Origin of the sequence: Rathayibacter sp. VKM Ac-2754 (assembly GCF_009807095.1) — a bacterium.
In the GTDB taxonomy this organism is placed as follows: Bacteria; Actinomycetota; Actinomycetes; order Actinomycetales; family Microbacteriaceae; genus Rathayibacter.
On sequence record NZ_WUCC01000006.1, the window covers coordinates 81,540 to 103,828 of the forward strand.

Sequence of the window (22,289 nt, forward strand, 5' to 3'; positions counted from 1 at the left end):
TCTCCCGGGAGATGTCACCTCACCGCTGTCGCCCCATCCATGCTGATCGAGCCCGCAGCCCGCGCAGCGGGCGTATCGAGATCCACATCCGTCAGAAGGCCGGGCAGAAGCCTGATCTGCTGACGCCGGTGGGTCCCGATACGCCCCTGCGGGGCTACCCGACCAACATGCCGGCGTGGCGACTCGACGTGACCCGGGGCGCGGCGGACAGGTTCGCTAGAGCCACTTCTCCGCGAGGTGCTGGGCGGTCACGCGGCGGATGGTGCCCGAGCGGGAGCGCAGGACGATCGACTCCGTCGTGATGACGTGGCCCTCCTTGCGCACGCCTTTCACGAGCCCGCCGTTCGTGACGCCGGTGGCGACGAAGTAGGTGTTGTCGCTGCGGACCAGGTCGTTCGCGTGCAGCACGCGGTCGAGGTCGTGTCCGGCGTCGAGGGCGCGCTGGCGCTCGTCGTCGTCCTTCGGGTGGAGCTTGCCCTGGATCACTCCGCCGAGCGCCCGGATCGCGCACGCCGTGATGATGCCCTCGGGGGTGCCTCCGATGCCGACGCACATGTCGAGGCGCGAGTCGTGGCGGGCCGCGTTGATGCCGCCCGCGACGTCGCCGTCGAGCAGCAGTCGCGTGCCCGCACCGGCGGCCCGGATGTCGTCGATCAGCTGCGCGTGCCGCGGCCGGTCGAGCACCGCGATGCGCATCTCGTCGACCGGCTTGCGCTTGGCGCGGGCAAGAGCGCGGATGTTCTCGCCGATCGGCCGCTCGATGTCGATGATGCCGACGCCCTCGGGCCCGGTCACGATCTTCTGCATGTAGAAGACGGCGGAGGGATCGAACATCGCTCCGCGGTCGGCGACGGCGATCATCGACAGCGCGTTCTGGCGACCCGCCGCGGTCAGCGAGGTGCCGTCGATCGGGTCGACCGCGATGTCGGCGGCGGGACCCGAGCCGTTGCCGACGTGCTCGCCGTTGTAGAGCATGGGCGCGTTGTCCTTCTCGCCCTCGCCGATCACGACCACGCCGTCGAAGTTGACGGTGCCGAGGAACGTGCGCATCGCGTCGACGGCGGCACCGTCGGCGGCGTTCTTGTCGCCCTTGCCGATGAAGGGCACGGCACGGATGGCCGCGGCCTCGGTGGCACGGACGAGCTCCATGCCGAGGTTCCGGTCAGGGTGGAGATACAGAGAGTCGTTGTCGGTCACAGCGCGGAGTCCTTCGCATTCGATTCGTGCAGACGGCGTCGTCGCAGGACCCGCTGTCGCGGATCCCCATCCCGGCTCGAAGCCTACCGGAGGCGCCCGACGCACCCCGGGGGCGGCCCAGCCCCGCCTCGCTAGACTCATCGGCGACGCGGGCCTCGCCCGACCCACTCCCGTTCATCCGTCAAAGGAGATGCCATGCCCGTCGCTACCCCGGACCAGTACGCAGAGATGCTCGACAAGGCGAAGGCCGGCGGATTCGCCTACCCCGCCTTCAACGTCTCGTCCTCGCAGACGATCAACGCCGTGCTGCAGGGCCTCACCGAGTCCGGCTCGGACGGCATCATCCAGGTCACCACGGGAGGCGCGGACTACTTCGCCGGCCACACCGTGAAGAACCGCGCCGCGGGCGCGATCGCCTTCGCGAAGTTCGCGACCGAGGTCGCCAAGAACTACCCGGTCACCGTCGCGCTGCACACCGACCACTGCCCGCAGAACGCGCTCGAGGGCTTCGTCTACCCGCTGATCGCCGCCTCCGAGGAAGAGGTCAAGGCCGGCCGCGAGCCGCTGTTCCAGTCGCACATGTGGGACGGCTCCGCCGTGCCCCTCGACGAGAACCTCGCCATCGCGAAGGAGATCCTCCCCCGCGTCAAGAACATCAACGCGATCCTCGAGGTCGAGATCGGCGTCGTCGGCGGCGAGGAGGACGGGGTCTCGCACGACATCAACGAGCACCTCTACACCACACTCGACGACGCGATCGCGACCGTCGAGGCACTCGGATTCGGCGAGCAGGGCCGCTACATGGCGGCGCTGACCTTCGGCAACGTGCACGGCGTCTACAAGCCGGGCAACGTGCGCCTGCGTCCCGAGCTGCTCCGCGAGATCCAGGACGGCCTGCAGCAGAAGTACGGCACCGCCGCCCTGCCGCTCGACCTCGTCTTCCACGGCGGCTCCGGCTCGACCGACGAGGAGATCGCCGAGGCCGTCCGCAACGGTGTCGTGAAGATGAACATCGACACCGACACGCAGTACGCGTTCAGCCGCTCGATCGCCGACACCGTGCTGAAGAACTACGACGGCTTCCTCAAGGTCGACGGCGAGGTCGGCAACAAGAAGGTCTACGACCCGCGCGCCTGGGGCAAGATCGCCGAGACCGCCATGGCCGCCCGCGTGGCCGAGGCCACCCGCCAGCTCGGCTCCGCCGGGCACTCCGGAAAGTAGGACAGCACTCCGTGACGAACGCACACGACCAGCCGGGCCGCGCCGAGCGCCCGAAGCCGCAGTACGGCGAGTACGCGCCGCCCGGCTGGTCGTGGCAGCCTCCCGAGGAGGCGGTGGTCGTCCCGGACCCGCGCGGCTCCGACTCCGACCCGCGGCCCGCCACGGCGGCCGCGCGTCCGGCCGCGGCGCACCCCGTCGACCGGCTGCTGACGATCGTGCTGCTGGCCCTCGGCGTCTTCTTCGCCGTGCCGACGCTGCTCGACCCGTCGAGCTTCGCGACCACGCTCGAGGAGCTCTACCAGACCCAGGGCATCGGCACCTACGCCTCCCCCGATCTCGCTCGGGCCCTCGGAGTCGTCCTCGCCCTCGCTCAGTCGCTGATCGTCGCCTTCGCCGTCTGGATCTCGATCCGCCGGCTGCGCGCCGGCAAGCGCGCGGTGCTGGTGCCCATCCTGGGGATCGTCGCGACCGTCGTCCTCTCGATGATCGTCGCCGCGATCGCGATCCTCGGCGACCCGACCTTCAGCGAGTACGTCAACCAGATGTCCGCGCAGGGCTCGGCCGGCATCGACGCCTGATCCCGCGCTCACGCGAAGAGGCCGCCCTCCCTCGGGAGTGGCGGCCTCTTCGCTTGTGCGGTGCGAGCGTCAGCTCGCGGCGCTGATCCGTCCGCCGACGCCGCGGGCGTCGCGCTTGCCGGCGACGTCCTTCCGCAGCTCCTTGGGCAGCGAGAACATCAGGTCCTCCTCGGCCGTCTTGACCTCCTCGACGTCGCCGTAGCCGGCGGCGGCGAGGTCGTCGAGCACCTCGCGCACGAGGATCTCGGGCACCGAGGCGCCGCTCGTGACGCCGACGGTGCGGATGCCGTCGAGCCACTCCTGCTTGATCTCGCTCGCGTAGTCGATCCGGTACGAGGCCTTCGCGCCGTACTCGAGCGCCACCTCGACGAGGCGGACGGAGTTCGACGAGTTCGCCGAGCCGACCACGATCACGAGCTCGGCGCCGGCCGCGACCTTCTTGATCGCGACCTGGCGGTTCTGGGTCGCGTAGCAGATGTCGTCGCTCGGCGGGTCCTGCAGGTTGGGGAAGCGCTCGCGGAGGCGGCGCACCGTCTCCATCGTCTCGTCGACCGAGAGCGTCGTCTGCGAGAGCCAGACGACCTTGTCCGGGTCCTTCACGTGGATGTTCGGCACGTCGTCGGGGCTGCCGACGAGGGTGACGTGATCGGGAGCCTCTCCCGCGGTGCCCTCGACCTCCTCGTGTCCCTCGTGGCCGATGAGGAGGATCTCGAAGTCGTCGCGGGCGAAGCGCACGGCCTCGCGGTGCACCTTCGTGACCAGCGGGCAGGTCGCGTCGATCGCCTGCAGGTTGCGGTCGGCGGCACCCTGCACGACGGCGGGCGACACCCCGTGGGCGCTGAACACCACGTGCGATCCCTCGGGGATCTCGTCGACCTCGTCGACGAAGATGGCGCCCTGGCTCTCGAGCGTCGAGACGACGTGCACGTTGTGCACGATCTGCTTGCGCACATAGACCGGGGCGCCGTAGTGCTCGATCGCCTTCTCGACGGCGACCACCGCGCGGTCGACACCGGCGCAGTAGCCGCGCGGGGCGGCGAGGAGGACGCGCTTGGGCCCGTCGACGGGGATGTCGCGCAGACGTCCCGCAGCGCGGGGCATGCGGGGCATGGGCAGACTGATCTGGGCTTCGCTCACTCCATGATTCTACGGGCTCGATCCTGAGCCGCCGCGGTGTCGGAGGCATCCCGTACCGTTGTCGACGCGGGTCCGCCCCCCCCCGCTCCCCCCGCCCGCTCCAGCGAAGGCACCGATGACAGACGCCCCTCCCACCGCAGACGCCCCCTGGCCGGTCGGCCTGCTCGCGAGCAAGATCAAGGGCTGGATCGAGCGGCTGGGCACCGCCTGGGTCGAGGGCGAGATCACGCAGTGGGGCGTGTCGGGCGGCAACGTCTACGGAAAGCTCAAGGATCTCTCGGGCGACGCGACGGTGGGATTCACGGTGTGGTCCTCGGTCCGCGCCCGCCTCCCCGCCGATCTGGCGCAGGGCGACCGCGTCATCGCCCTCGTGAAGCCCAACTACTGGGTCAAGGGCGGCACGCTCTCGATGCAGGTCTTCGAGATGCGGCACGTCGGTCTCGGCGACCTGCTCGAGAAGCTCGAGCGCCTGCGCCGGCAGCTCGCCTCCGAGGGGCTGTTCGAGGCGGGCCGCAAGAAGCCGCTCCCCTTCCTTCCGCACGGCATCGGCCTGATCACGGGAAAGGACTCCGACGCCGAGAAGGACGTCCTCCGGAACGCCCAGCTGCGCTGGCCCGCCGTGCGGTTCCGCGTCGTGCACGCCGCGGTCCAGGGCGAGCGCACGGTGACCGAGGTCCTCGCGGCCCTTCGCACGCTCGAGGCCGACGAGAGCGTCGACGTGATCGTGATCGCCCGCGGCGGCGGCGACTTCCAGAACCTGCTCGGCTTCAGCGACGAGAGGCTCGTGCGCGCGGTGGCCGCCTGCACGACCCCCGTCGTGAGCGCGATCGGCCACGAGGCCGACCGGCCGCTCCTCGACGACGTCGCCGATCTCCGGGCCTCCACACCGACCGACGCGGCCAAGCGCGTGGTCCCCGACGTCTCCGACGAGCTGCTGCGCATGCAGCAGGCGCGACTGCGGATGACCAGCCGGGTCAGCGGGCTCGTCTCGCACGAGGTCGATCGTCTCTCGCAGCTGCGCACGCGGCCCGTGCTCGCGCAGCCCCACGTCCTGGTCGACCGCCACGCCGAGGAGCTCACCCGCTGGGTCGCGCGCGGGGCCGAGCTCGTCGAGCGGCGGATCGAGCGGGCCCACCTCGAGGTGGAGCGCCTCCACGGGCAGCTCCGCGCGCTGTCGCCGCAGCACACGCTCGATCGCGGCTACGCGATCGTGCAGAACGCCTCGGGCCACGTGGTCCGCGCTCCCGCCGACGCGGCGTCGGGAGAGGCGCTCGTCCTGACCCTGGCGGAGGGCGCCGTCGCGGCGCGGTCCGAGGGCGCATCGGCCGATCCCGCCGGGCGCGGATGACAACATCCGCACCGAGTCCCCCTCCAGCACCGATCGATAGGATCATCCCCATGGCCGACGCCCGCACCGACTCCCCCGCCTCGGAGGGCACATCGTCCCCGGGCACGGCCGAGCTCAGCTACGAGCAGGCCCGCGACGAGCTCGTCCGGGTCGTCTCCGAGCTCGAGCAGGGCAACTCGACCCTCGAGCGCTCGCTCGCACTGTGGGAGCGAGGCGAGGCCCTCGCGGCACGCTGCGAGGAGTGGCTGATCGGAGCGCGGGCGCGCCTCGACGCCGCCCGCTCCGGCGGATCGAGCGCCGGATGAGCCGCAGCGGCAAGCAGGCCCGCGTGGTCGCGGAGCTCGGCCGTCCCGAGACCCCGGCCGAGATGGCCGCCCGCAAGGCCGAGAACTCCCGGCTCTACCGCCAGCGCAAGACCGTCAACAACCTCGTCTTCTCCCTCCTGGCCACGGTCGGCGTCGTCGCCCTCATCGTGCTGGTCGTCCCGCGCGGCGACGGCACGGAGCGTCCCCCGGTCGACGTCTCCGACGTCGCGTCGCAGCTGCAGCTCGGTGAGACGCAGACTCTCGTCGTCCCCGAGATGCCCGAGGGCTGGTCGGCCAACGCCGCCGAGCTGCGCACCGACGGCGGCGTCGACTACTGGTACGTGGGCCTGCTCACCCCGAACGCGGGCTACATCGGCGTGAGCCAGGGCTTCGAGGCCGACGAGGACTGGGTCGGCTCGCAGCTCGACCGTGCCGCCGCGACCGGAGTCGAGCAGATCGACGGCCGCGACTGGACGGTCTACGACCGCCGCGACTCGGGAGCGGACACGGGCAACACCCCGTACGCTCTCGAGACGACGGAGGGGTCGAGCACCTACCTCGTCTACGGCACCGCGTCGACGGAGGAGATCCGCGAGGTCGTCGACGCCATCGCCCCGCAGATCGGCAAGGAGGAGTCACGATGAGCCACGACCTGAACGACCGGGACGCACCGCAGTCCATCCCCGTCCCCCGGGAGTCCCGACCGCCCGCCTGGGTGTGGAAGGAGATGCTGCGGGGCAACCAGCGCTTCGTCGCCGGCGAGCCCCGCCACCCGCGCCAGGACGTCGAGCGCCGCGCCGAGATCGCCGCCGAGCAGAAGCCGCTCGCCGCCCTGTTCGGCTGCAGCGACTCGCGCCTGGCCGCCGAGATCATCTTCGACCTGGGCCTCGGCGACCTCTTCGTCGTCCGCAACGCGGGTCAGGTCATCGCCGACTCGATCATCGGCTCGCTCGAGTACGGCGTGGCCGTCCTCGGGGTCAAGCTGATCCTCGTGCTCGGCCACGACGAGTGCGGCGCCGTGAAGGCGGCGATCCAGTCGCAGGCCCCCGGCGCGGAGCGCCTCCCGCCGCACATCGAGCACCTCATCGAGCCGATCATCCCCGCGGTGCGCCGCATCGTCGGCCCCCAGCCCGACGGCCGCGTCCTCGTCGACCCGTCGGCGACCGACGCCCTCGCCGTCGGGAGGGAGCACCTGCGCGACACCGTCGCCGAGCTGCTCCAGCGCTCCCCGCTCATCGCCGACGCCGTCGCCTCGGGCGAGCTGGCCGTCGTGGGGGCGAACTACCGCCTCTCGGACGGCACCGTGGGCTCCGACGTCGTCCTCGGCATCGACCCGCCGCAGCTGAGCCCGTACCTCTCCGAGCAGGAGCGGATGCTGACGCCGCTCCAGGCCGTCGAGCCCGACGGTTCACCGCTCCTCTAGCCGGCCGGCGCGACACACGTCAGCCGGCACTCCAGACGACGCCGACAACCCGCACGGCGCCGACGACACAGAAGACAAGGACGAACACAGCGTGGTGGATCACTCCCCGACCGATTCCGGCGATTACCGCATCGAGCACGACACGATGGGCGAGGTGCGCGTCCCCCGCGATGCGCTCTACGCCGCGCAGACGCAGCGCGCGGTCGAGAACTTCCCGATCTCGGGGGCGGGCCTCGAGTCCGCGCAGATCGCCGCCCTCGCGCGGATCAAGAAGGCCGCAGCACTCGTGAACGCCGAGCTGGGCGTCCTCGACGCCGATATCGCCCGCTCCATCGCGGACGCGGCCGACCTCGTCGTCGGCGGCGGCTACGACGAGCACTTCCCGATCGACGTCTACCAGACCGGATCCGGCACCTCGTCGAACATGAACATGAACGAGGTGCTCAGCACTCTCGCGACGACCGCGCTCGGCCGCACCGTGCACCCCAACGACCACGTCAACGCCTCGCAGTCCTCGAACGACGTCTTCCCGACCTCGGTGCACGTCGCCGTGACTGGCGCGCTGATCGAGAGCCTCATCCCCTCGCTCGAGCACCTCGCCGAAGCCCTCGAGGTCAAGGCTCAGCTGTGGTCCGAGGTCGTCAAGTCGGGGCGGACCCACCTGATGGACGCGACGCCCGTGACCCTCGGCCAGGAGTTCGGCGGCTACGCGATGCAGATCCGGCTCGGCATCGAGCGCGTCCGCTCGGCGCTGCCCCGCGTCGCGGAGGTCCCGCTCGGCGGCACGGCGGTCGGAACGGGCATCAACACCCCGGCCGGCTTCCCGCAGAAGGTCATCGCCCGCCTCGCCGACGAGACCGGGCTGCCCGTCACCGAGGCGCGCGACCACTTCGAGGCGCAGGGCGCACGCGACTCCCTCGTCGAGGCCTCGGGCGCGCTGCGCGTCCTCGCCGTCAGCCTCACCAAGATCAACAACGACATCCGCTGGATGGGCTCCGGCCCCAACACCGGGCTCGGCGAACTGCACATCCCCGACCTCCAGCCCGGCTCGTCGATCATGCCCGGCAAGGTCAACCCGGTCATCCCGGAGGCGGTCCTCATGGTGTGCGCCCGCGTCATCGGCAACGACGCCACCATCGCCTGGGCCGGCGCCTCGGGCGCCTTCGAGCTCAACGTCGCGATCCCGGTCATGGGCACCGCCCTGCTCGAGTCGATCCGCCTCCTGTCGAGCTCGGCGACCCTCCTCGCCGACAAGACCGTCGACGGCCTCACGGCGAACGTCGAGCGCGCCCGCGCCCTGGCCGAGTCCTCGCCGTCCATCGTCACGCCGCTCAACAAGGTGATCGGCTACGAGGCCGCCGCGAAGGTCGCCAAGAACTCGGTCGCGAAGGGCATCACCGTCCGCGAGTCGGTCGTCGACCTCGGCTTCGTCGAGCGCGGCGAGGTGACGGAGGAGCAGCTGGACGCGGCCCTCGACGTCATGTCGATGACCCGGCCGGGCTGAATCGTTTGGTGAGGTCTGCGCGAGCGCAGACCTCACCGCGGTCGGCAGAGCGGAGGGGGCGTTTCGCAGAGCGGGGTGCGAACGGCTACGGCGAAACGCTGGCACGCGTTTCGCCGGTTCGCCTCCGCGGTGGTCGGCTGGTCCGGGTACGGGCTGCTCGGTCGAGGTGATCCGGGCGCGCACGGCGGACTCGGTGGATCCCCTTGCCTGGGCATGCTGACCGAGCCCGCAGAACGGGCCTATCGAGCGGCGAAGCCGCTTCTCCTGCCGACGGCGGCGAATCGGCGCGCGGCGTCCTCCCCATGCTGGTCGAGTAGCCCCGCAGGGGCGTATCGAGACCCACCAGCGTCAGCAGACCAGCCTTCCGATCCGGCCTTCTGACGCTGGTGGATCTCGATACGCCCGCTCCGCGGGCTACTCGATCAGCGAGGAAGGAGCCCGCCACACGAGCTGCTTGATCAGCGAGGAAGGAGCCCGCCATACGAGCTGCTTGATCAGCGAGGAGGGGGTCCGCTGTACGGGTCGCTCGATCAGCGAGGAGGGGGTCCGCTCCGTGGGCTGCTGACCAGCGAGGAGGGGGCGCGCTCCGCGGCCCACTCGAGCGGCAGCGAAGGGAGAAGACCCGCCAGCGTCGGAAGTCGGGGGCAGCGGTCCGCCGACGATCACGGACGGCGGGACCACGCGGGCGCGCGCTCGGGGCGCGGGCCGACTCCGACGAGGAGGGCGGGCACGACCGCGAGGGCCGGGAGGGTGCGCAGGAGCGCGACGACGGACGGCGGCGGGCCCGACAGGCGGCCGCTCAGCGCCGGCAGGATCAGGCGGGCGTGCAGGAGCCTCTGCAGGGTCTGGACGAGTACGGCGGGGAGTCCGCGACGGCGCTGGACGCGCGCGAGCAGCGTGTCGCCTCCGCTCCCGAAGACGCCCCTGCGGAGGGGACCGGCCAGAAGCCGGGCCGTCGCGACGGCGTCCTGGACGGCGAGGTTGATGCCGACTCCGCCGACGGGAGACATGGCGTGCGCGGCGTCGCCGATGCAGAGCACGCCCGGCGCGTGCCAGCGGCGGAGGCGGTCGAGGCGGACGTCGAGGTGCTTCACCTCGTCCATCGACGCGATCGCGTCGACGTCGTCGGCCACCTCGGGCAGGAGTGCCGCCGCCTCCGCCCGGAAGGCCTCGATCCCGCGGGCGCGCACCTCGGCATCGGTGCCCTTCCGCCCCAGGCGCGCAACCTGGAGGTAGCCGCGACGCGGGATGGCGATCGCCACCCGGCCCGCCCCGATCCGCGGCAGCAGCGACTCCCCCACCGCGCGCCCGGTCGGGATCCGATACCACCAGACGTCGAAGCCGACGGCGACCTCCCGCGCCTCGAGGCCGACCGAGCGGCGCACCGCCGACCATCGCCCGTCGCAGGCGACGGTGAGGTCGGCGAGGAGTCGCCCCGACCCCGACGGCGCCGTGAACCGGACTCCGACGACGCGGTCGCCGTCGCGGACGACCTCCGTCACCTCGTGCTCGGTGAGGAGGGTGAACGACGGTTCGGCCGCTGCCGCCTCGGCGAGCAGATCCAGCAGGTCCCACTGCGGCACCATCGCGATGTACGCATGCCGCACCGGCAGCCGCGAGAAGTCGGCCAGGACCGCGTGGGCACCGTTCGCCGTCGGGACGCTCACGCGCCGGATCCTCGACTGCGGCAGCGCGTCGAAGCGGGCCAGGAGCCCGAGGTCGTCGAGGAGCCCGAGCGTCGTCGGGTGCACCGTGTCGCCGCGGAAGTCGCGCAGGAAGTCCGCGTGCTTCTCTAGCACCGTCACCTCGACGCCGGCGCGCGCGAGCAGCAGGCCGAGCACGAGCCCCGCCGGCCCGGCTCCCACGATCACGCAGGTCGTCCGCGCGTCCCGATCCATCGGAGCCTCCCCCCGCGGCGAGTACCGCCGCGTCCGGTCTACCACCGCGCCGACGGAGAGACCAGGCCCGCTCAGCCGGCCGCGACGACGATCCAGAAGCCGGCGAGCAGGAAGGGTCCGAACGCGACCCGTGAGCGGTCGCCGGCGAGCAGCTGCGGCAGTGTCCAGACGCCGGCGAGGAGGAAGGCCGCTCCGACTCCCGCGGCCGCACGACCGGATCCGAGCGCCGCGAGCGGGAACGCCAGCCCTGCTCCGAGCTTCACGTCGCCCATCCCGAGCCCGCCGGCGAGGTGGAGCGCACCGAGGACCAGCGCGACCCCGGCGACCGTCGGCACCTCTTCCGGCGCCTGCACGGCGCCTGCAGCGAGGATCGGCACGGTGAGCACGTTCGGCAGAAGGTGCCGGCGCACGTCCGCGAGCACGAGCGGCACCGAGACCGCCGCGATCACGAGCCCCGCGACACCCGCTCCCCCGGCAACGGCGACCACCCCCAGCGTCAGAGCTCCGAGCACGACGGCGACCCCATCGAGTACGGGGCCCTGGCGCATCCGCCGACCGTAGACCGAACGGCGCCCGCCCTGCAGAAGTTCTCCACAGCCCGGCCGTCCACTGGAGTGGGCCCCTTCGAAGGACCTCTCGCGGAGTCAGTCCCGGGCCGTGACCGGGCCCAGCCAGGCGTTCGCGAACGTCGAGTGCGCCGACTCGTCGTCGGAGGGGTGGAAGAGCCCTGCCAGCACGTCGCGGTAGAGCCGGGACAGCTCCGAGTGCCGCGAGTAGGCGGAGCCCCCCGACGCACGCACGGCGCTCTCGACGATGCGCAGCGCCGCCTCCGTGGTGCGGATCTTGACCCCGACCAGCGAGGGGAACCAGCGCGCGCCCCGGTCGATCAGCGCGTCGACATCGGCGGCGGCCAAGTGCAGAGGAGCCTCCAGGCCGTCGAGCAGGATGGCCGCGTCGGCGATCCGCCAGCGGATGTCGGGGTCGTCGGCCAGCGAGCGGCCGCCCGCCTTGAGCGAGGTGCGGCGCCGAGCCGCCTCGACGGCGAGGGTCAGCGCCCGCTGCGCGATCCCGAGGTAGACGGAGGCGATCAGCAGCTCGAAGTTCGCGAAGATCGCGAAGACCAGCAGGTCGGCGGAGGGGCCGACGGGCAGCGAGCGGAACATCCGCTCGGCCGGCACCTCGACGCCGTCGAGCACCGTGGTCCTGCTCTGCGTCGCGCGCATGCCGAGCGTGTCCCAGTCGTCGCGGACGCTGAGGCCCGCCACGGGCGACTCCGGCGATTCGCGGTCGATGAAGCCGTGCACGAGGCGGGGCTCGGGACCGCTGTCGTCGCGGCCGAACACTCCGAGCCGCGTCCAGGCCGGTGAGAGCGAGGTGAAGACCTTGGTGCCGGTGAAGCGGTGGCCGCCGTCCGGCAGCGGCTCGGCCCGCGTGAGCGAGTCGAAGAGGACGAGGTCGTTGCCGGCCTCGCTGTTGCCGAAGGCGAAGACGTGACCGGCGGCCGCGTCGCGCAGCACGTGCGTCAGGGAGTCGTCGCCGCGCTCGCGGAGGACGCGCGCGACGCCCGTCCAGACGAGGTGCATGTTGATCGCGAGCGCGGTGGCCGGAGCGGCGGTCGCCAGGCGCGTCTGCTCGGCCGCGACCTGCTCCAGGCCGAGGCCCGGGCCGCCGAGATCCTCGGGGACGAAGAGCGCCAGGTAGCCGATCGACCGCAGCTCGTCGAGGTCCTCGGCGAAGAAGGCGTTGCGCTCGTCGTAGTCGGCGGCGCGGAGACGGAAGCGCTCGAGGAGCGCGTCATCGAGGATGCTCACCTCCCCACGGTACGCCGCCCGCCCCGGCGCCACCTCCGGCTCGCACGAACATCTCCGGCTCGCAGAAACGCGTCCGGCGCGCAGGAATCGGGAGATTCCGCGAGCCGAACGCGTTCTGACGAGCCGGAGGTGCCCCGGCCGGCGCTCAGGCCAGCTCGTTCGACTCCAGCATCTCGGTGACGAGGGCCGCGATCGCCGACCGCTCCGATCGCGTGAGAGTGACGTGCGCGAAGAGCGGGTGCCCCTTCAGCGTCTCGATCACGGAGGCGACGCCGTCGTGCCGCCCGACCCGCAGGTTGTCGCGCTGCGCGACGTCGTGGGTGAGCACCACGCGCGAGTTCTGGCCGACGCGCGAGAGCACCGTGAGCAGGACGTTCCGCTCGAGCGACTGCGCCTCGTCGACGATCACGAACGCGTCGTGCAGGGACCGACCGCGGATGTGGGTCAGCGGCAGGACCTCGAGCATCCCGCGCTCGATCACCTCGTCGAGCACGTTCTGCGAGACGAGGGCGCCGAGGGTGTCGAAGACAGCCTGGGCCCACGGGTTCATCTTCTCGGCGGCGTCACCCGGGAGGAAGCCGAGATCCTGACCGCCGACCGCGTAGAGCGGGCGGAACACCATGATCTTCTTGTGCTGCCGCTTCTCGAGCACCGCCTCGAGTCCGGCGCACAGGGCGAGGGCCGACTTGCCGGTGCCGGCCCGGCCGCCGAGCGAGACGATGCCCACCTCCTGGTCGAGGAGCAGGTCGATGGCGAGCCGCTGCTCCGCCGAGCGCCCGTGCAGCCCGAAGACGTCGCGGTCACCCCGGACGAGCGTGATCTGGCGCTTGCCGGTGACCCTCGCGAGCGCGGAGCCGCGGTCGGAGTGCACGACGAGCCCGGTGTTCACGGGGATCTCGGCGACCACGTCGGTGAAGAGGCGCTCGCGGTCGTAGAACTCGCTCATCGCGTCGCCGGCCAGCGTGATGTCGTCCATCCCCGTCCAGCCCGACTCGGGGGCCAGCTCGGCCAGATACTCCTCGGCGGCGATGCCGATGGAGGCGGCCTTCACTCGCATCGGCATGTCCTTGGACACGACCGTCACGAGAGCGCCCTCGGTCTGCAGGTTCATCGCGACGGCCAGGATCCGGGCGTCGTTGTCGCCGAGCTGCAGACCGCTCGGCAGCACCGACATGTTCGAGTGGTTTAGCTCGACGCGGAGGGTGCCGCCGTTGCCGACGGCGATCGGGAAGTCGAGCCGCTCGTGCTGGATGCGCAGCTCGTCGAGATTGCGCAGCGCCTGCCGGGCGAAGTAGCCGATCTCGGGATCGTTGCGCTTGCCCTCGAGCTCGCTGATCACCACGACCGGCAGCACGACGGCGTGCTCCGCGAAGCGGAACATCGAGGAGGGATCCGACAGCAGCACCGACGTGTCGAGGACGTAGGTGCGTTGGAGCTGTCCGGTCGGATTCGCAGAGTCCCGCTGCGCTCGGCGGTGGACGCCGCCCTGCGCTGCGGTCTGCGGATCCATGCCCTGGGGAACTGTCACGTCGACTCTCCACACTCGGGGGCGCGGGCCCCCGACTCATGCTGCGAGCCGGCCCCATGGGTGCAACTGGTGCACCGCGCAGTTCCCTTCGGTGGTCTGCGCGATATCGAGCCGTACTTGTGTGGCCGTCTCGACCAGGCGCTGTACCTGATGACTCGAACCTAACCCCGCGAATGACAGGCGTGTGCTTTCTTGCGCTACGAACGTGTAACCAGTATGTGAACGGCCGTCGGCGGAACAGCCGTCAGTACTCGACGACGGTCGCCGCCGAGACGAGCGCGGAGCGGAGCACGGCCAGGGTCTCGTCGGTGGTGCTCGCGTGAGCGCTGAATCGCACGGTGCCGGGGCGGAGCCGCGCCGTGACTCCGTGGGCCGCGAGCGCCGCGGAGAGCGGGCCGAGCTCCTCCGGCGCCGGCTCGAGCACGACGATCCCCGCACGGCTCCGCTCGTCGCGAGAGCCGACGACGGCGAGGCCGAACTCGTCGGCGAGGTCGATGATCGCGCTCACCCGGTCGGCCACGCGAGCGGCGACGGCGGGCACGCCCACCGCCGCGATGTCCTCGAGCGCGGCCGCCAGGCGGGCCTGCGCGATCGGGTCGGGGTTCGTGATGCTGAAGGCTCCTGCGCCCGCCCGAGGAGCTCCCACCTCGTCCCACGGCTCCGGAGCGTCGGCGCCCGTCCATCCCGACAGCAGCGGAGCGAGGCGGGACAGGGCGCGATCGCCGAGGGCGAGGAAGCCCGTCCCCCAGCCGGCCCGCACCCACTTCTGACCGCCCGAGACGACGACGTCGGCGAGCTCGTAGGGAGCGTCCACGACTCCGAAGCCCTGGATCGCATCGACGACGAGGAGGCGGTCGCCGATGACGTCGCGGATCCCCTCGAGATCGGCGACGTGGCCGGTGCGCGAGTCGACCAGGCTGAGGGCGACGGCGGCGATCTCGGGCGTGAGCTGCTCGCGGACGCCGGCGGGCGTCACGTGCCCCGCCGCGCCCTCGAGCCACACCGGCGACCTCTCTCCGCGCAGCGCTGCCGTGCGCACCGCGGCGAACGGGAGGCTCGGGAACTCCCCCGGCGACAGCAGGACCGCTCCCGGCACTCCGAGCAGGGCGTGCATCAGGCCGGTCGAGGTGTTCGGCTGGAAGACGATCCGATCGGCCGGGAAGCGCACGAGAGCGGCGACGGCCTCGCGCACCCGCGCGTCCTGCCGGAACAGCTCGTCGAGTGTCTCGGCGGCGGCTCGCGCGAGCAGCGCGGAGGCGGCGGCCTGCTCGGCCACGGCGGTCGACGAGATCGGCCCCACCCGCGCGAAGTCGAGGTACCCCGTCTCCTCGTCGAACGTCTCGAGGTAGGCGGCGAGTGCGGCGTCGTGCGCGGTCATGCCGGCCCTTCCGGTCGGGTGTCGGTCAGCTGCCGAAGCGGCGGTGGCGGCCGGCGTAGTCGCGCAGCGCCCGGAGGAAGTCGACCTCGCGGATGTCGGGGCCGAGCGCCTCCATGAAGTAGAACTCGCTGTGCGCGCTCTGCCAGAGCATGAAGTCCGAGAGGCGCTGCTCGCCGGAGGTGCGGATCACCAGATCCGGGTCGGGCTGCCCGCTGGTGTAGAGGTGCTCGCCGATCAGCTCGGGAGTGAGCAGGCCGGCGACGTCCTCGATCGAGGAGCCGAGCTTACCGTGCTCGTCGAGGATGCTCCTGACCGCCTGGGCGATCTCGTGCCGCCCGCCGTAGCCGACGGCCAGGTTCACGTGCAGGCCGGTGTGGTCGGCGGTCCGCTCCTCCGCGCTGTCGAGCGCCGTCACGAGCGACTCCGGCAGTCCGTCGTCCGAGCCCACGTGCTGCACGCGCCAGTCGGGCTGCTGCGACACCTCCTCGGCGAGGTCGGCGATGATCGCGATCAGCTCGGTGAGCTCGGAGGTCTCGCGACCGACGAGGTTGTCCTGCGAGAGCAGGTAGAGCGTGACGTGGCGGATGCCGAGCTCGTCGCACCACTGCAGGAACTCGTGCACCTTCGCGGCGCCCGCCCGGTGCCCGTGCGCGGCCGTCTCGAGCGCGCGCTGACGCGCCCAGCGGCGGTTGCCGTCGATGATCATGGCGACGTGGTTCGGCAGCGTCCCGGGAGCGAAGCTCGACCGCAGGCGCTTCTTGTAGACGCCGTAGAGGAGGTCCCTCCCCACAGGCAGTCTCGACTTCGGCACAGGGACACGGTAGTCGATGGTCCACGGCAGTCGGCACGCGGGGCTCGCCTGTGCGGGGCCGGGAGCCGCCCGGGAGCGCGTCGTATCCTGTCGCGTATGACCTCGACGCCCGCCTCCCCCGACCCGGCCGAGGCGTCGTCAGCACGCGCCGCCGATCTCGCGGTCGCGCAGGACGTCGCGAACGGACCCGACCTGCCGAACCTGCCGCTCGTCGAGGACGAGATCGAGCACGGCAGCGCCGCCGAGGCGAAGCCGACCTGGCGCGGCTGGATCCACGCGGGCCTCTTCCCGCTCGCGATCGTGGCGGGAGTGGTGCTGATCGGCGTGGCCGACGGCGCGACGGCCAAGTGGGCGGCGGCTGTCTTCACGACGACGTCGCTGCTGCTGTTCGGCAATTCCGCGCTCTACCACCGATTCGACTGGGCGCCGCGGACGAAGGTGATCCTGAAGCGGATCGACCACGCCAACATCTTCCTGCTCATCGCCGGCACCTACACGCCGCTCGCGGCGCTCGCGCTGCCCCCGTCGCAGGGCTGGCTGCTGCTGGCGCTCGTCTGGGCGGGGGCGCTCGTGGGCATCGGCTTCCGCGTCTTCTGGATCTCGGCGCCGCGCTGGCTCTACGTGCCGCTCTACCTGCTGCTCGGCTGGGCCGCCGTGATGTACCTCGGCCCGCTCTTCGAGGCGAGCGCGGCGATGATGGTCCTCGTCCTGGTGGGCGGGCTCTGCTACACCGTCGGCGCGGTCGTGTACGGCTTCAAGCGGCCGAACCCGATCCCCGGGGTCTTCGGGTTCCACGAGATCTTCCACGCGCTCACCGCGGTGGCGTTCCTCTGCCACTGGACCGCGGCGCTGCTCGTGTGCCTCGACCCCGCCCACAACGCCGGCTGAGCGCGACGCCGGCTGAGCGCTACGCCGGCCGATCGTCAGCGCTCGGAGGCGTCGCGCTCCTGCTCCTCGGCGTCGAGCCGCTCCGCCACCTGGGCGCGGTAGGTGGTGCGGCGCACGCGGCGCACCATGTCGAGGGCGAGCAGGACGACGGCTCCGGCGATCACGAACATCGTGAGGAAGCCGAAGAGGCCCGGGGTGACCGTGTCCTCGTTGAACTCGGGGCCGGGGGTCGGCATCGGAGTGGCCTCCGCAGCCCGGAGGAGTGCGGAGGCGACGGTGTCGAACCCGGAGGAGAGGGCGGCGGCGATCATGCGGTCACCTCGGCGTCGGCGCGGAGGTCGACTCCGGCGAAGAGATCGGTCTCTGGGGTCGGCGCCTCGACGCGGCTCTCGATGAGCTGGAAGTCGTCGGTCGGCCAGGCGGCGTCGATCGCCTCGTGCGGGAGGAAGAAGAAGGCGTTGTCGGGAGCGACCTGGCTCGCGTGGGCGCGGAGGGCGGCGTCGCGACGGTCGTGGTAGCCGGAGATCACGATCTGCGTGGTCGCGAGGTAGGGCGTCTCGTCGCCCCAGCGCTTCATCTCCTCGAACGTCGCGAGCCGCGGGTCCTCCGGGTCGAGGGAGCGCAGGTGCTCGGCGATCGCGTGCAGCTTCTGGCTGCTGAACACGCGGTCGTAGTAGAGCTTCGAGACGGACCACGGCGCGCCGAGGTCCGGGTACTCCTCCGCCAGCCCGGCGGCGCGGAACGCCTCGACGGCGACCTGGTGCGCGCGGATGTGGTCGGGGTGCGGGTAGCCGCCGTTCTCGTCGTAGCTGATGATCACGTGCGGGCGGAAGCGGCGGACGAGGCGCACGAGCGGCGCGGCGGCGATCCGCAGCGGCAGGCCGGCGAACGAGGAGGCGCTGACGGCGCCGTCCTCCGGCATCCCCGAGTCGACGAAGCCGAGCCAGGTGTGCTCGACGCCGAGCGCCTCCTGAGCGGCGGCCATCTCGGAGCGGCGGAGGCCGCCGATGTCGCGCTCGGCGTGGGCGCGGGCGGCGAGGGCCTCGTTGAGGATCGACCCCTCCTCGCCTCCCGTGCACGAGACGACCATGACCTCGGCGCCGCGATCGGCGTAGGCGGCCAGCGTCGCCGCGCCCTTGCTCGACTCGTCGTCGGGATGGGCGTGCACGGCGAGGAGGCGCGGAGCCTCCCGCACCTCCGAATCGACGGAGACCTCGACGGCCTGGGACACGATCGCTCGATTCCTCGGGGTTTAATGGGGGCGGCGCGGCGGCTCGACCGGAGCCCGCGCCATCCGTCCAGAGTAGACGCAACACCCGGGGAGTTCCGTGGCCGCCCGCACGTCCGAGACCGCCGAGCCGAGCGACGCCGTGTCGCTCGACCCGGACGAGGTCCGCGCGGCGGGTCCGCTCGCCTCCCGCTACGGCCGGAACGGCCGCACGAGGCGCGGCAATCGCTGGCTCTTCGGCGGCGTCGCCCTGGCCTTCGTCGCCGTCTTCGCCGCCTGGGTGACCTGGGCGGGGCTCGACGGGGCACGCGGCGGCGTCGACGCGCAGGACACGGCCCACACCGTCGTCGACGACCGGACCGTCGAGGTGTCGTTCGATCTGACCGCGCCCACGGGCACCGCGGTCGCCTGCGCGGTGCAGGCGCTGAACGAGCAGTCGGCCGTGGTCGGCTGGCTCGTCGTCGAGTACCCCGCCTCGACGGAGCGGTTCCGCTCGTTCACCGAGACCGTGCGGACCACCGAGCTGGCCACGACAGGTTTGATCTCGTCCTGCTGGCTCCCGTAGGGTTGCCGGGTGCCCTGACGGACTCGTCGGGGCCTTGTCTTTTCCACCGCCGCCGGACCTCGGCCGACACGGCCGCCGGGCGCCTATGCGCTCTAACGGCCACGTCCGGCCCCGCGACAGCGGCCGTCACGTGAGGAGCCCACCGTGGCAGACCAGCCCGAGGTCACCTGGATGACCCAGGAGTCGTTCGACCGCCTCCAGGCGGAGCTCGCCGAGCTGTCCACCGCCGGACGCGAGGAGATCGCGAAGCGGATCGAGATCGCCCGCGAGGAGGGCGACCTGAAGGAGAACGGCGGCTACCACGCCGCCAAGGAGGAGCAGGGCAAGATGGAGGCGCGGATCCGCCAGCTCACCGCGCTGATCCGCTACGCCGAGATCGGCACGCCGCCCGAGAGCCACGGAGTCGTGGAGGCGGGCACCATCATCACCGCCGAGATCGCGGGCGACGAGTCGCGGTTCCTCCTCGGCAACCGCGAGATGGCCGGCGAGAGCGACCTCGACGTCTACAGCCCCCAGAGCCCGCTCGGCGCGGCGATCATGGACCTGAAGGTCGGCGACTCGACGAGCTTCACCGCCCCCACCGGCCGCGAGATCACGGTGAAGGTCGTCAACGTCGAGACCTGGAACGGCCACTGACCCGCTGATCCCGTCCTGGTGGTCCGTCCGCGGCGTTGTCGTCGGGCGCGATACCGCCGGTATCGCTTCCTCCTCCGCCTTGCGGACGGACCACCAGGCCGCGATCAGGGTCCGAACGAGCACCTCCCGCGGCGTTGTCATCGGGCGCGATACCGCCGGTATCGCCTCCTCCTCCGCCTTGCGGACGGACCACCAGGCCGCGATCAGCGATCGAACGAGGCGCGAGAAGCGAAGTCGAGTCGCCGGCCTGCTGGTCGAGTAGCTCCGCAGGGGCGTATCGAGACCGACCAGCGTCAGCAGATCGGCCTTCTGATCCGGACTTCTGACGCTGGTGGATCTCGATACGCCCGCTGCGCGGGCTACTCGATCAGCGAGGCAGCAGGCAGCAGCATCCCTCCTACGGGATGGCGGCCGCGGCCGGCGGATCAGGCGTTGGAGAGGCGCGGGTGGTAACCGGCGTCGGTCAGCACCTGGAGGACGCGGTCGGCGTGCTCGGGGCCGCGGGTCTCGACGCTGATCTCGAGCTCGACCTCGCTGATCTGCAGGCCGCGGCCGTGGCGGGTGTGCAGCACCTCGACGACGTTCGCGTTCGCCTCCGAGATCAGCTCGGCGATGCGCGCGAGCTGTCCCGGCCGGTCGGGCAGGCCGATGCTCATCTTGAGGTAGCGCTCGGAGGCGGCGAGGCCGCGGCTGATCACACGCTCCATCATCAGCGGGTCGATGTTGCCGCCCGAGAGGATCACGGCCGTCCGCCCCGCGTTGCGGACCTTGCCGGTGAGGATCGCGGCGATGCCGACGGCGCCCGCCGGCTCCACGACGAGCTTCGCGCGCTCGAGCAGCACGAGCAGCGCCCGGGCGATGTCGTCGTCCTCGACCGTCACCACCTCGTCGACGAGCTCGCGGATGATCTCGAAGTTCAGCAGTCCGGGCTTGGCCACGGCGATGCCGTCGGCGATCGTCGGAGTGATCGTGATGGCGGTGGGCTCGCCGCTCGCGAGCGACAGCGGGTACGGCGCGGCGTTGGCGGCCTGGACCCCGATGACGCGCAGGGTGCGCCCCTCCTGGGCGGCCTTCTGCTTCGCCGCCGAGGCGACTCCGGCGATGAGGCCGCCTCCGCCGATGGGGACGATGATCGTCTCGACGCCCTCGGCCTGCTCGAGGATCTCGAGGCCGAGGGTGCCCTGGCCGGTGATCACGTCGGGGTGGTCGTACGGCGGCACGAAGACGGCTCCGGTGCGCTCGGCGAACTCGGCCGCGGCCGCGAGTGCCTCGTTGAAGATGTGGCCGCTCAGCACGACCTCGGCGCCGTAGTCGCGGGTCGCCGAGAGCTTGGGCAGCGCGACTCCGATCGGCATGAAGATCGTCGCCTCGATGCCGAGCTCGCGCGCGGCGAAGGCGACGCCCTGCGCGTGGTTGCCGGCGGAGGCGGCGACGACTCCGCGGGCACGTTCCTCCGGGGACAGGCGCGAGAGGCGGAAGACCGCCCCGCGGATCTTGTAGGACCCCGTCCGCTGGAGGTTCTCGCACTTGAGGAACACGGGCGAGCCCAGCACCTCGGCGAGGAAGTTGCTCGTCTCCATCGGGGTGGAGGCGATCACGGGGGCGATGACGGTTCGGGCCGCCTCGAACTCGTGGAGGGTGGGACCGACGACGCGGCTAGTCTGCATGCTCTGCGGCTGCTCTCTGAGGGGTTTGCTGCGAGCGCCAGGCACCGCTCGCGACGTACTTGACCATGACGTTGAGGGTCGCGACGAAGGGCACCGCGAAGAAGGCGCCCGCGATGCCGGCGACGATCGATCCTCCGGCGACGGCGAGCACCACGGCCAGCGGGTGCACCTTGACCGCCGAGCCCATGATGAGCGGTTGGAGGATGTGGCCCTCGAGCTGCTGCACGCCGAGGACGACGAGCAGCAGGATGAGCGCGACGACCGGCCCGTTGTAGACCAGGGCGATGAAGACGGCGAGGGCGCCCGTCACGACGGCGCCGATGACCGGCACGAACGAGCCGAGGAACACCAGGACGCCGATCGGGATCGCCAGCGGGACTCCGAGGAGGAACGAGCCGAGGCCGATGCCGACGGCGTCGACGAACGCGACCAGGATCTGGACCTTCACGAAGTTCGTGAGGGTGATCCACCCCGCGCGGCCGGCACCGTCGACCGCGGGACGGGCCCGACGAGGGAAGAGCCGGACGACCCAGCTCCAGATGTTGGGCCCGTCGATCAGGATGAAGAGCGTCGAGAAGAGGGTCAGCAGCACGCCCGCGAGGAGGTGGCCGACGGTCGCGCCGACGCTGACGACTCCGCTGACGAGCATCCCCGAGTCCTGCTGCAGCGCGTCGAGCGCCTGCTGCGCGTACTGGTTGATGTCGCCCTCGGTCAGGTGCAGCGGGCCGTCGAGCAGCCACGCCTTGAAGTCGTCGTACGACTGCACGGTCTGCCGGCTGAGGTCGTCGAAGCCCGAGTAGACCTGGGTGACGACGAGGAAGAGCAGGCCGCCGACGACGACCAGGAGGCCGATCTCGGACACCGCGATCGCCGCCCATTTGGGCCAGTGGTGCCGCTGCAGGAACGAGGAGAAGGGCACGAGCAGTGCCGCGATCACGACCGCGAGGAGCAGGGGGATGACGATGATGCGCAGCTCGATCACGAGCAGCGCGAGGACGGCGAGCGCGGCGACCACGACGAGCAGGCGCCAGGCCCAGGCTCCCGCGATGCGCATGCCGTCGGTCACGAACCCGGCATCGGCATCGGCCGGGCTGCTCCGGACGACGCGCGGAGCGCTGTCGACGGCGCGCGAGCCGGAGGTGCGGCGGGACCTGCCGATTCTCATC

22 protein-coding genes are annotated in these 22,289 nt (G+C 71.6%); 10 read left to right on the forward strand and 12 right to left on the reverse strand.

Annotated elements, in window-relative coordinates:
- Positions 1-216 precede the first annotated feature (216 nt).
- Positions 217-1,149: a class II fructose-bisphosphatase gene (gene glpX / locus GRS92_RS11665; protein WP_159856483.1), complete on the reverse strand. Its 933-nt coding sequence runs from the start codon at positions 1,147-1,149 to the stop codon at positions 217-219.
- Positions 1,150-1,392: 243 nt separating this feature from the next.
- Between glpX and fbaA the strand changes: the two genes are divergently transcribed.
- Positions 1,393-2,418, forward strand: a complete 1,026-nt coding sequence (gene fbaA, locus GRS92_RS11670; RefSeq protein ID WP_159856485.1) for a class II fructose-bisphosphate aldolase — start codon at positions 1,393-1,395, stop codon at positions 2,416-2,418.
- 11 nt (positions 2,419-2,429) lie between these two features.
- Positions 2,430-2,996 carry a DUF6264 family protein gene (locus tag GRS92_RS11675; RefSeq protein ID WP_159856487.1) on the forward strand — a complete coding sequence of 189 codons (567 nt, stop codon included), beginning with the start codon at positions 2,430-2,432 and terminating at the stop codon, positions 2,994-2,996.
- Between the two features lie 69 nt (positions 2,997-3,065).
- Here the strand turns inward: GRS92_RS11675 and GRS92_RS11680 are convergent, their stop codons facing one another.
- A complete protein-coding gene (locus GRS92_RS11680; protein WP_159856942.1) occupies positions 3,066-4,106 on the reverse strand; it encodes a 4-hydroxy-3-methylbut-2-enyl diphosphate reductase in 1,041 nt (346 codons plus the stop codon).
- A gap of 142 nt (positions 4,107-4,248) precedes the next feature.
- On the opposite strand from GRS92_RS11680, the gene xseA reads away from it, so the two are divergent.
- The 5 genes from xseA to GRS92_RS11705 all read left to right on the forward strand — a co-directional run bounded on the left by xseA (position 4,249) and on the right by GRS92_RS11705 (position 8,713).
- The gene (gene xseA, locus GRS92_RS11685; protein ID WP_159856489.1) at positions 4,249-5,481 is read left to right on the forward strand and encodes an exodeoxyribonuclease VII large subunit; all 1,233 of its coding nucleotides are present in this window, start codon (positions 4,249-4,251) and stop codon (positions 5,479-5,481) included.
- A gap of 50 nt (positions 5,482-5,531) precedes the next feature.
- A complete protein-coding gene (locus GRS92_RS11690) occupies positions 5,532-5,786 on the forward strand; it encodes an exodeoxyribonuclease VII small subunit (RefSeq protein WP_159856491.1) in 255 nt (84 codons plus the stop codon).
- On the forward strand, positions 5,783-6,430 hold the full coding sequence (locus GRS92_RS11695; protein WP_159856493.1) for a DUF4245 domain-containing protein: 648 nt from the start codon (positions 5,783-5,785) through the stop codon (positions 6,428-6,430). The genes GRS92_RS11690 and GRS92_RS11695 overlap by 4 nt, the downstream gene beginning before the upstream one ends.
- An 83-nt stretch (positions 6,431-6,513) precedes the next feature.
- Positions 6,514-7,209, forward strand: coding sequence for a carbonic anhydrase (locus GRS92_RS11700; protein ID WP_159856944.1), 696 nt, complete (start codon positions 6,514-6,516; stop codon positions 7,207-7,209).
- Between the two features lie 91 nt (positions 7,210-7,300).
- A complete protein-coding gene (locus tag GRS92_RS11705; RefSeq protein WP_159856495.1) occupies positions 7,301-8,713 on the forward strand; it encodes a class II fumarate hydratase in 1,413 nt (470 codons plus the stop codon).
- Positions 8,714-9,375: 662 nt separating this feature from the next.
- On the opposite strand, the gene GRS92_RS11710 is transcribed toward GRS92_RS11705, so the two are convergent.
- From GRS92_RS11710 to GRS92_RS11735, 6 genes are all read right to left on the reverse strand, one after another.
- The gene (locus tag GRS92_RS11710; RefSeq protein ID WP_159856497.1) at positions 9,376-10,611 is read right to left on the reverse strand and encodes an FAD-dependent oxidoreductase; all 1,236 of its coding nucleotides are present in this window, start codon (positions 10,609-10,611) and stop codon (positions 9,376-9,378) included.
- 71 nt (positions 10,612-10,682) lie between these two features.
- Positions 10,683-11,159, reverse strand: coding sequence for a prepilin peptidase (locus GRS92_RS11715; RefSeq protein WP_159856499.1), 477 nt, complete (start codon positions 11,157-11,159; stop codon positions 10,683-10,685).
- A 96-nt stretch (positions 11,160-11,255) separates the two neighbouring features.
- The gene (locus GRS92_RS11720) at positions 11,256-12,422 is read right to left on the reverse strand and encodes an acyl-CoA dehydrogenase family protein (RefSeq protein ID WP_159856501.1); all 1,167 of its coding nucleotides are present in this window, start codon (positions 12,420-12,422) and stop codon (positions 11,256-11,258) included.
- Between the two features lie 145 nt (positions 12,423-12,567).
- Entirely contained in the window at positions 12,568-13,932 is a 1,365-nt protein-coding gene (locus tag GRS92_RS11725; protein ID WP_159856946.1) for a PhoH family protein, read from the reverse strand.
- A gap of 262 nt (positions 13,933-14,194) precedes the next feature.
- Positions 14,195-15,328 (reverse strand): aminotransferase class V-fold PLP-dependent enzyme, encoded by a 1,134-nt coding sequence (locus GRS92_RS11730; RefSeq protein ID WP_159856503.1) that lies wholly within the window; start codon positions 15,326-15,328, stop codon positions 14,195-14,197.
- 25 nt (positions 15,329-15,353) lie between these two features.
- The gene (locus GRS92_RS11735) at positions 15,354-16,139 is read right to left on the reverse strand and encodes an isoprenyl transferase (protein ID WP_159856505.1); all 786 of its coding nucleotides are present in this window, start codon (positions 16,137-16,139) and stop codon (positions 15,354-15,356) included.
- Between the two features lie 96 nt (positions 16,140-16,235).
- On the opposite strand from GRS92_RS11735, the gene trhA reads away from it, so the two are divergent.
- Complete coding sequence (trhA, locus tag GRS92_RS11740) at positions 16,236-17,027, forward strand: PAQR family membrane homeostasis protein TrhA (protein WP_159856507.1); 792 nt, start codon at positions 16,236-16,238, stop codon at positions 17,025-17,027.
- A gap of 35 nt (positions 17,028-17,062) precedes the next feature.
- Here the strand turns inward: trhA and GRS92_RS11745 are convergent, their stop codons facing one another.
- Positions 17,063-17,338 carry a hypothetical protein gene (locus GRS92_RS11745; RefSeq protein ID WP_159856509.1) on the reverse strand — a complete coding sequence of 92 codons (276 nt, stop codon included), beginning with the start codon at positions 17,336-17,338 and terminating at the stop codon, positions 17,063-17,065.
- Positions 17,335-18,258, reverse strand: a complete 924-nt coding sequence (mca, locus tag GRS92_RS11750) for a mycothiol conjugate amidase Mca (protein WP_235021976.1) — start codon at positions 18,256-18,258, stop codon at positions 17,335-17,337. Before mca ends, GRS92_RS11745 begins: the two co-directional genes overlap by 4 nt.
- Positions 18,259-18,355: 97 nt before the next feature.
- Between mca and GRS92_RS11755 the strand changes: the two genes are divergently transcribed.
- Positions 18,356-18,820, forward strand: coding sequence for a DUF4307 domain-containing protein (locus tag GRS92_RS11755; protein ID WP_235021977.1), 465 nt, complete (start codon positions 18,356-18,358; stop codon positions 18,818-18,820).
- 144 nt (positions 18,821-18,964) lie between these two features.
- Complete coding sequence (greA, locus tag GRS92_RS11760; protein ID WP_159856510.1) at positions 18,965-19,456, forward strand: transcription elongation factor GreA; 492 nt, start codon at positions 18,965-18,967, stop codon at positions 19,454-19,456.
- Between the two features lie 425 nt (positions 19,457-19,881).
- Here greA and ilvA read toward each other — a convergent pair whose 3' ends face one another.
- A complete protein-coding gene (gene ilvA, locus GRS92_RS11765) occupies positions 19,882-21,123 on the reverse strand; it encodes a threonine ammonia-lyase (RefSeq protein WP_159856512.1) in 1,242 nt (413 codons plus the stop codon).
- A complete protein-coding gene (locus GRS92_RS11770) occupies positions 21,113-22,288 on the reverse strand; it encodes an AI-2E family transporter (protein WP_159856514.1) in 1,176 nt (391 codons plus the stop codon). Before GRS92_RS11770 ends, ilvA begins: the two co-directional genes overlap by 11 nt.
- Position 22,289 lies beyond the last annotated feature (1 nt).

Coding starts and splice junctions, on each gene's coding strand:
- glpX (WP_159856483.1), bottom strand. CDS start 1,149: ATGGAGCTCGTCCGTGCCACCGAGGCCGCGGCCATCCGTGCCGTGCCC.
- fbaA (WP_159856485.1), top strand. CDS start 1,393: ATGCCCGTCGCTACCCCGGACCAGTACGCAGAGATGCTCGACAAGGCG.
- GRS92_RS11680 (WP_159856942.1), bottom strand. CDS start 4,106: ATGCCCCGCATGCCCCGCGCTGCGGGACGTCTGCGCGACATCCCCGTC.
- xseA (WP_159856489.1), top strand. CDS start 4,249: ATGACAGACGCCCCTCCCACCGCAGACGCCCCCTGGCCGGTCGGCCTG.
- GRS92_RS11690 (WP_159856491.1), top strand. CDS start 5,532: ATGGCCGACGCCCGCACCGACTCCCCCGCCTCGGAGGGCACATCGTCC.
- GRS92_RS11695 (WP_159856493.1), top strand. CDS start 5,783: ATGAGCCGCAGCGGCAAGCAGGCCCGCGTGGTCGCGGAGCTCGGCCGT.
- GRS92_RS11700 (WP_159856944.1), top strand. CDS start 6,514: ATGCTGCGGGGCAACCAGCGCTTCGTCGCCGGCGAGCCCCGCCACCCG.
- GRS92_RS11710 (WP_159856497.1), bottom strand. CDS start 10,611: ATGGATCGGGACGCGCGGACGACCTGCGTGATCGTGGGAGCCGGGCCG.
- GRS92_RS11715 (WP_159856499.1), bottom strand. CDS start 11,159: ATGCGCCAGGGCCCCGTACTCGATGGGGTCGCCGTCGTGCTCGGAGCT.
- GRS92_RS11725 (WP_159856946.1), bottom strand. CDS start 13,932: ATGGATCCGCAGACCGCAGCGCAGGGCGGCGTCCACCGCCGAGCGCAG.
- GRS92_RS11730 (WP_159856503.1), bottom strand. CDS start 15,328: ATGACCGCGCACGACGCCGCACTCGCCGCCTACCTCGAGACGTTCGAC.
- trhA (WP_159856507.1), top strand. CDS start 16,236: ATGACCTCGACGCCCGCCTCCCCCGACCCGGCCGAGGCGTCGTCAGCA.
- GRS92_RS11745 (WP_159856509.1), bottom strand. CDS start 17,338: ATGATCGCCGCCGCCCTCTCCTCCGGGTTCGACACCGTCGCCTCCGCA.
- ilvA (WP_159856512.1), bottom strand. CDS start 21,123: ATGCAGACTAGCCGCGTCGTCGGTCCCACCCTCCACGAGTTCGAGGCG.
- GRS92_RS11770 (WP_159856514.1), bottom strand. CDS start 22,288: ATGAGAATCGGCAGGTCCCGCCGCACCTCCGGCTCGCGCGCCGTCGAC.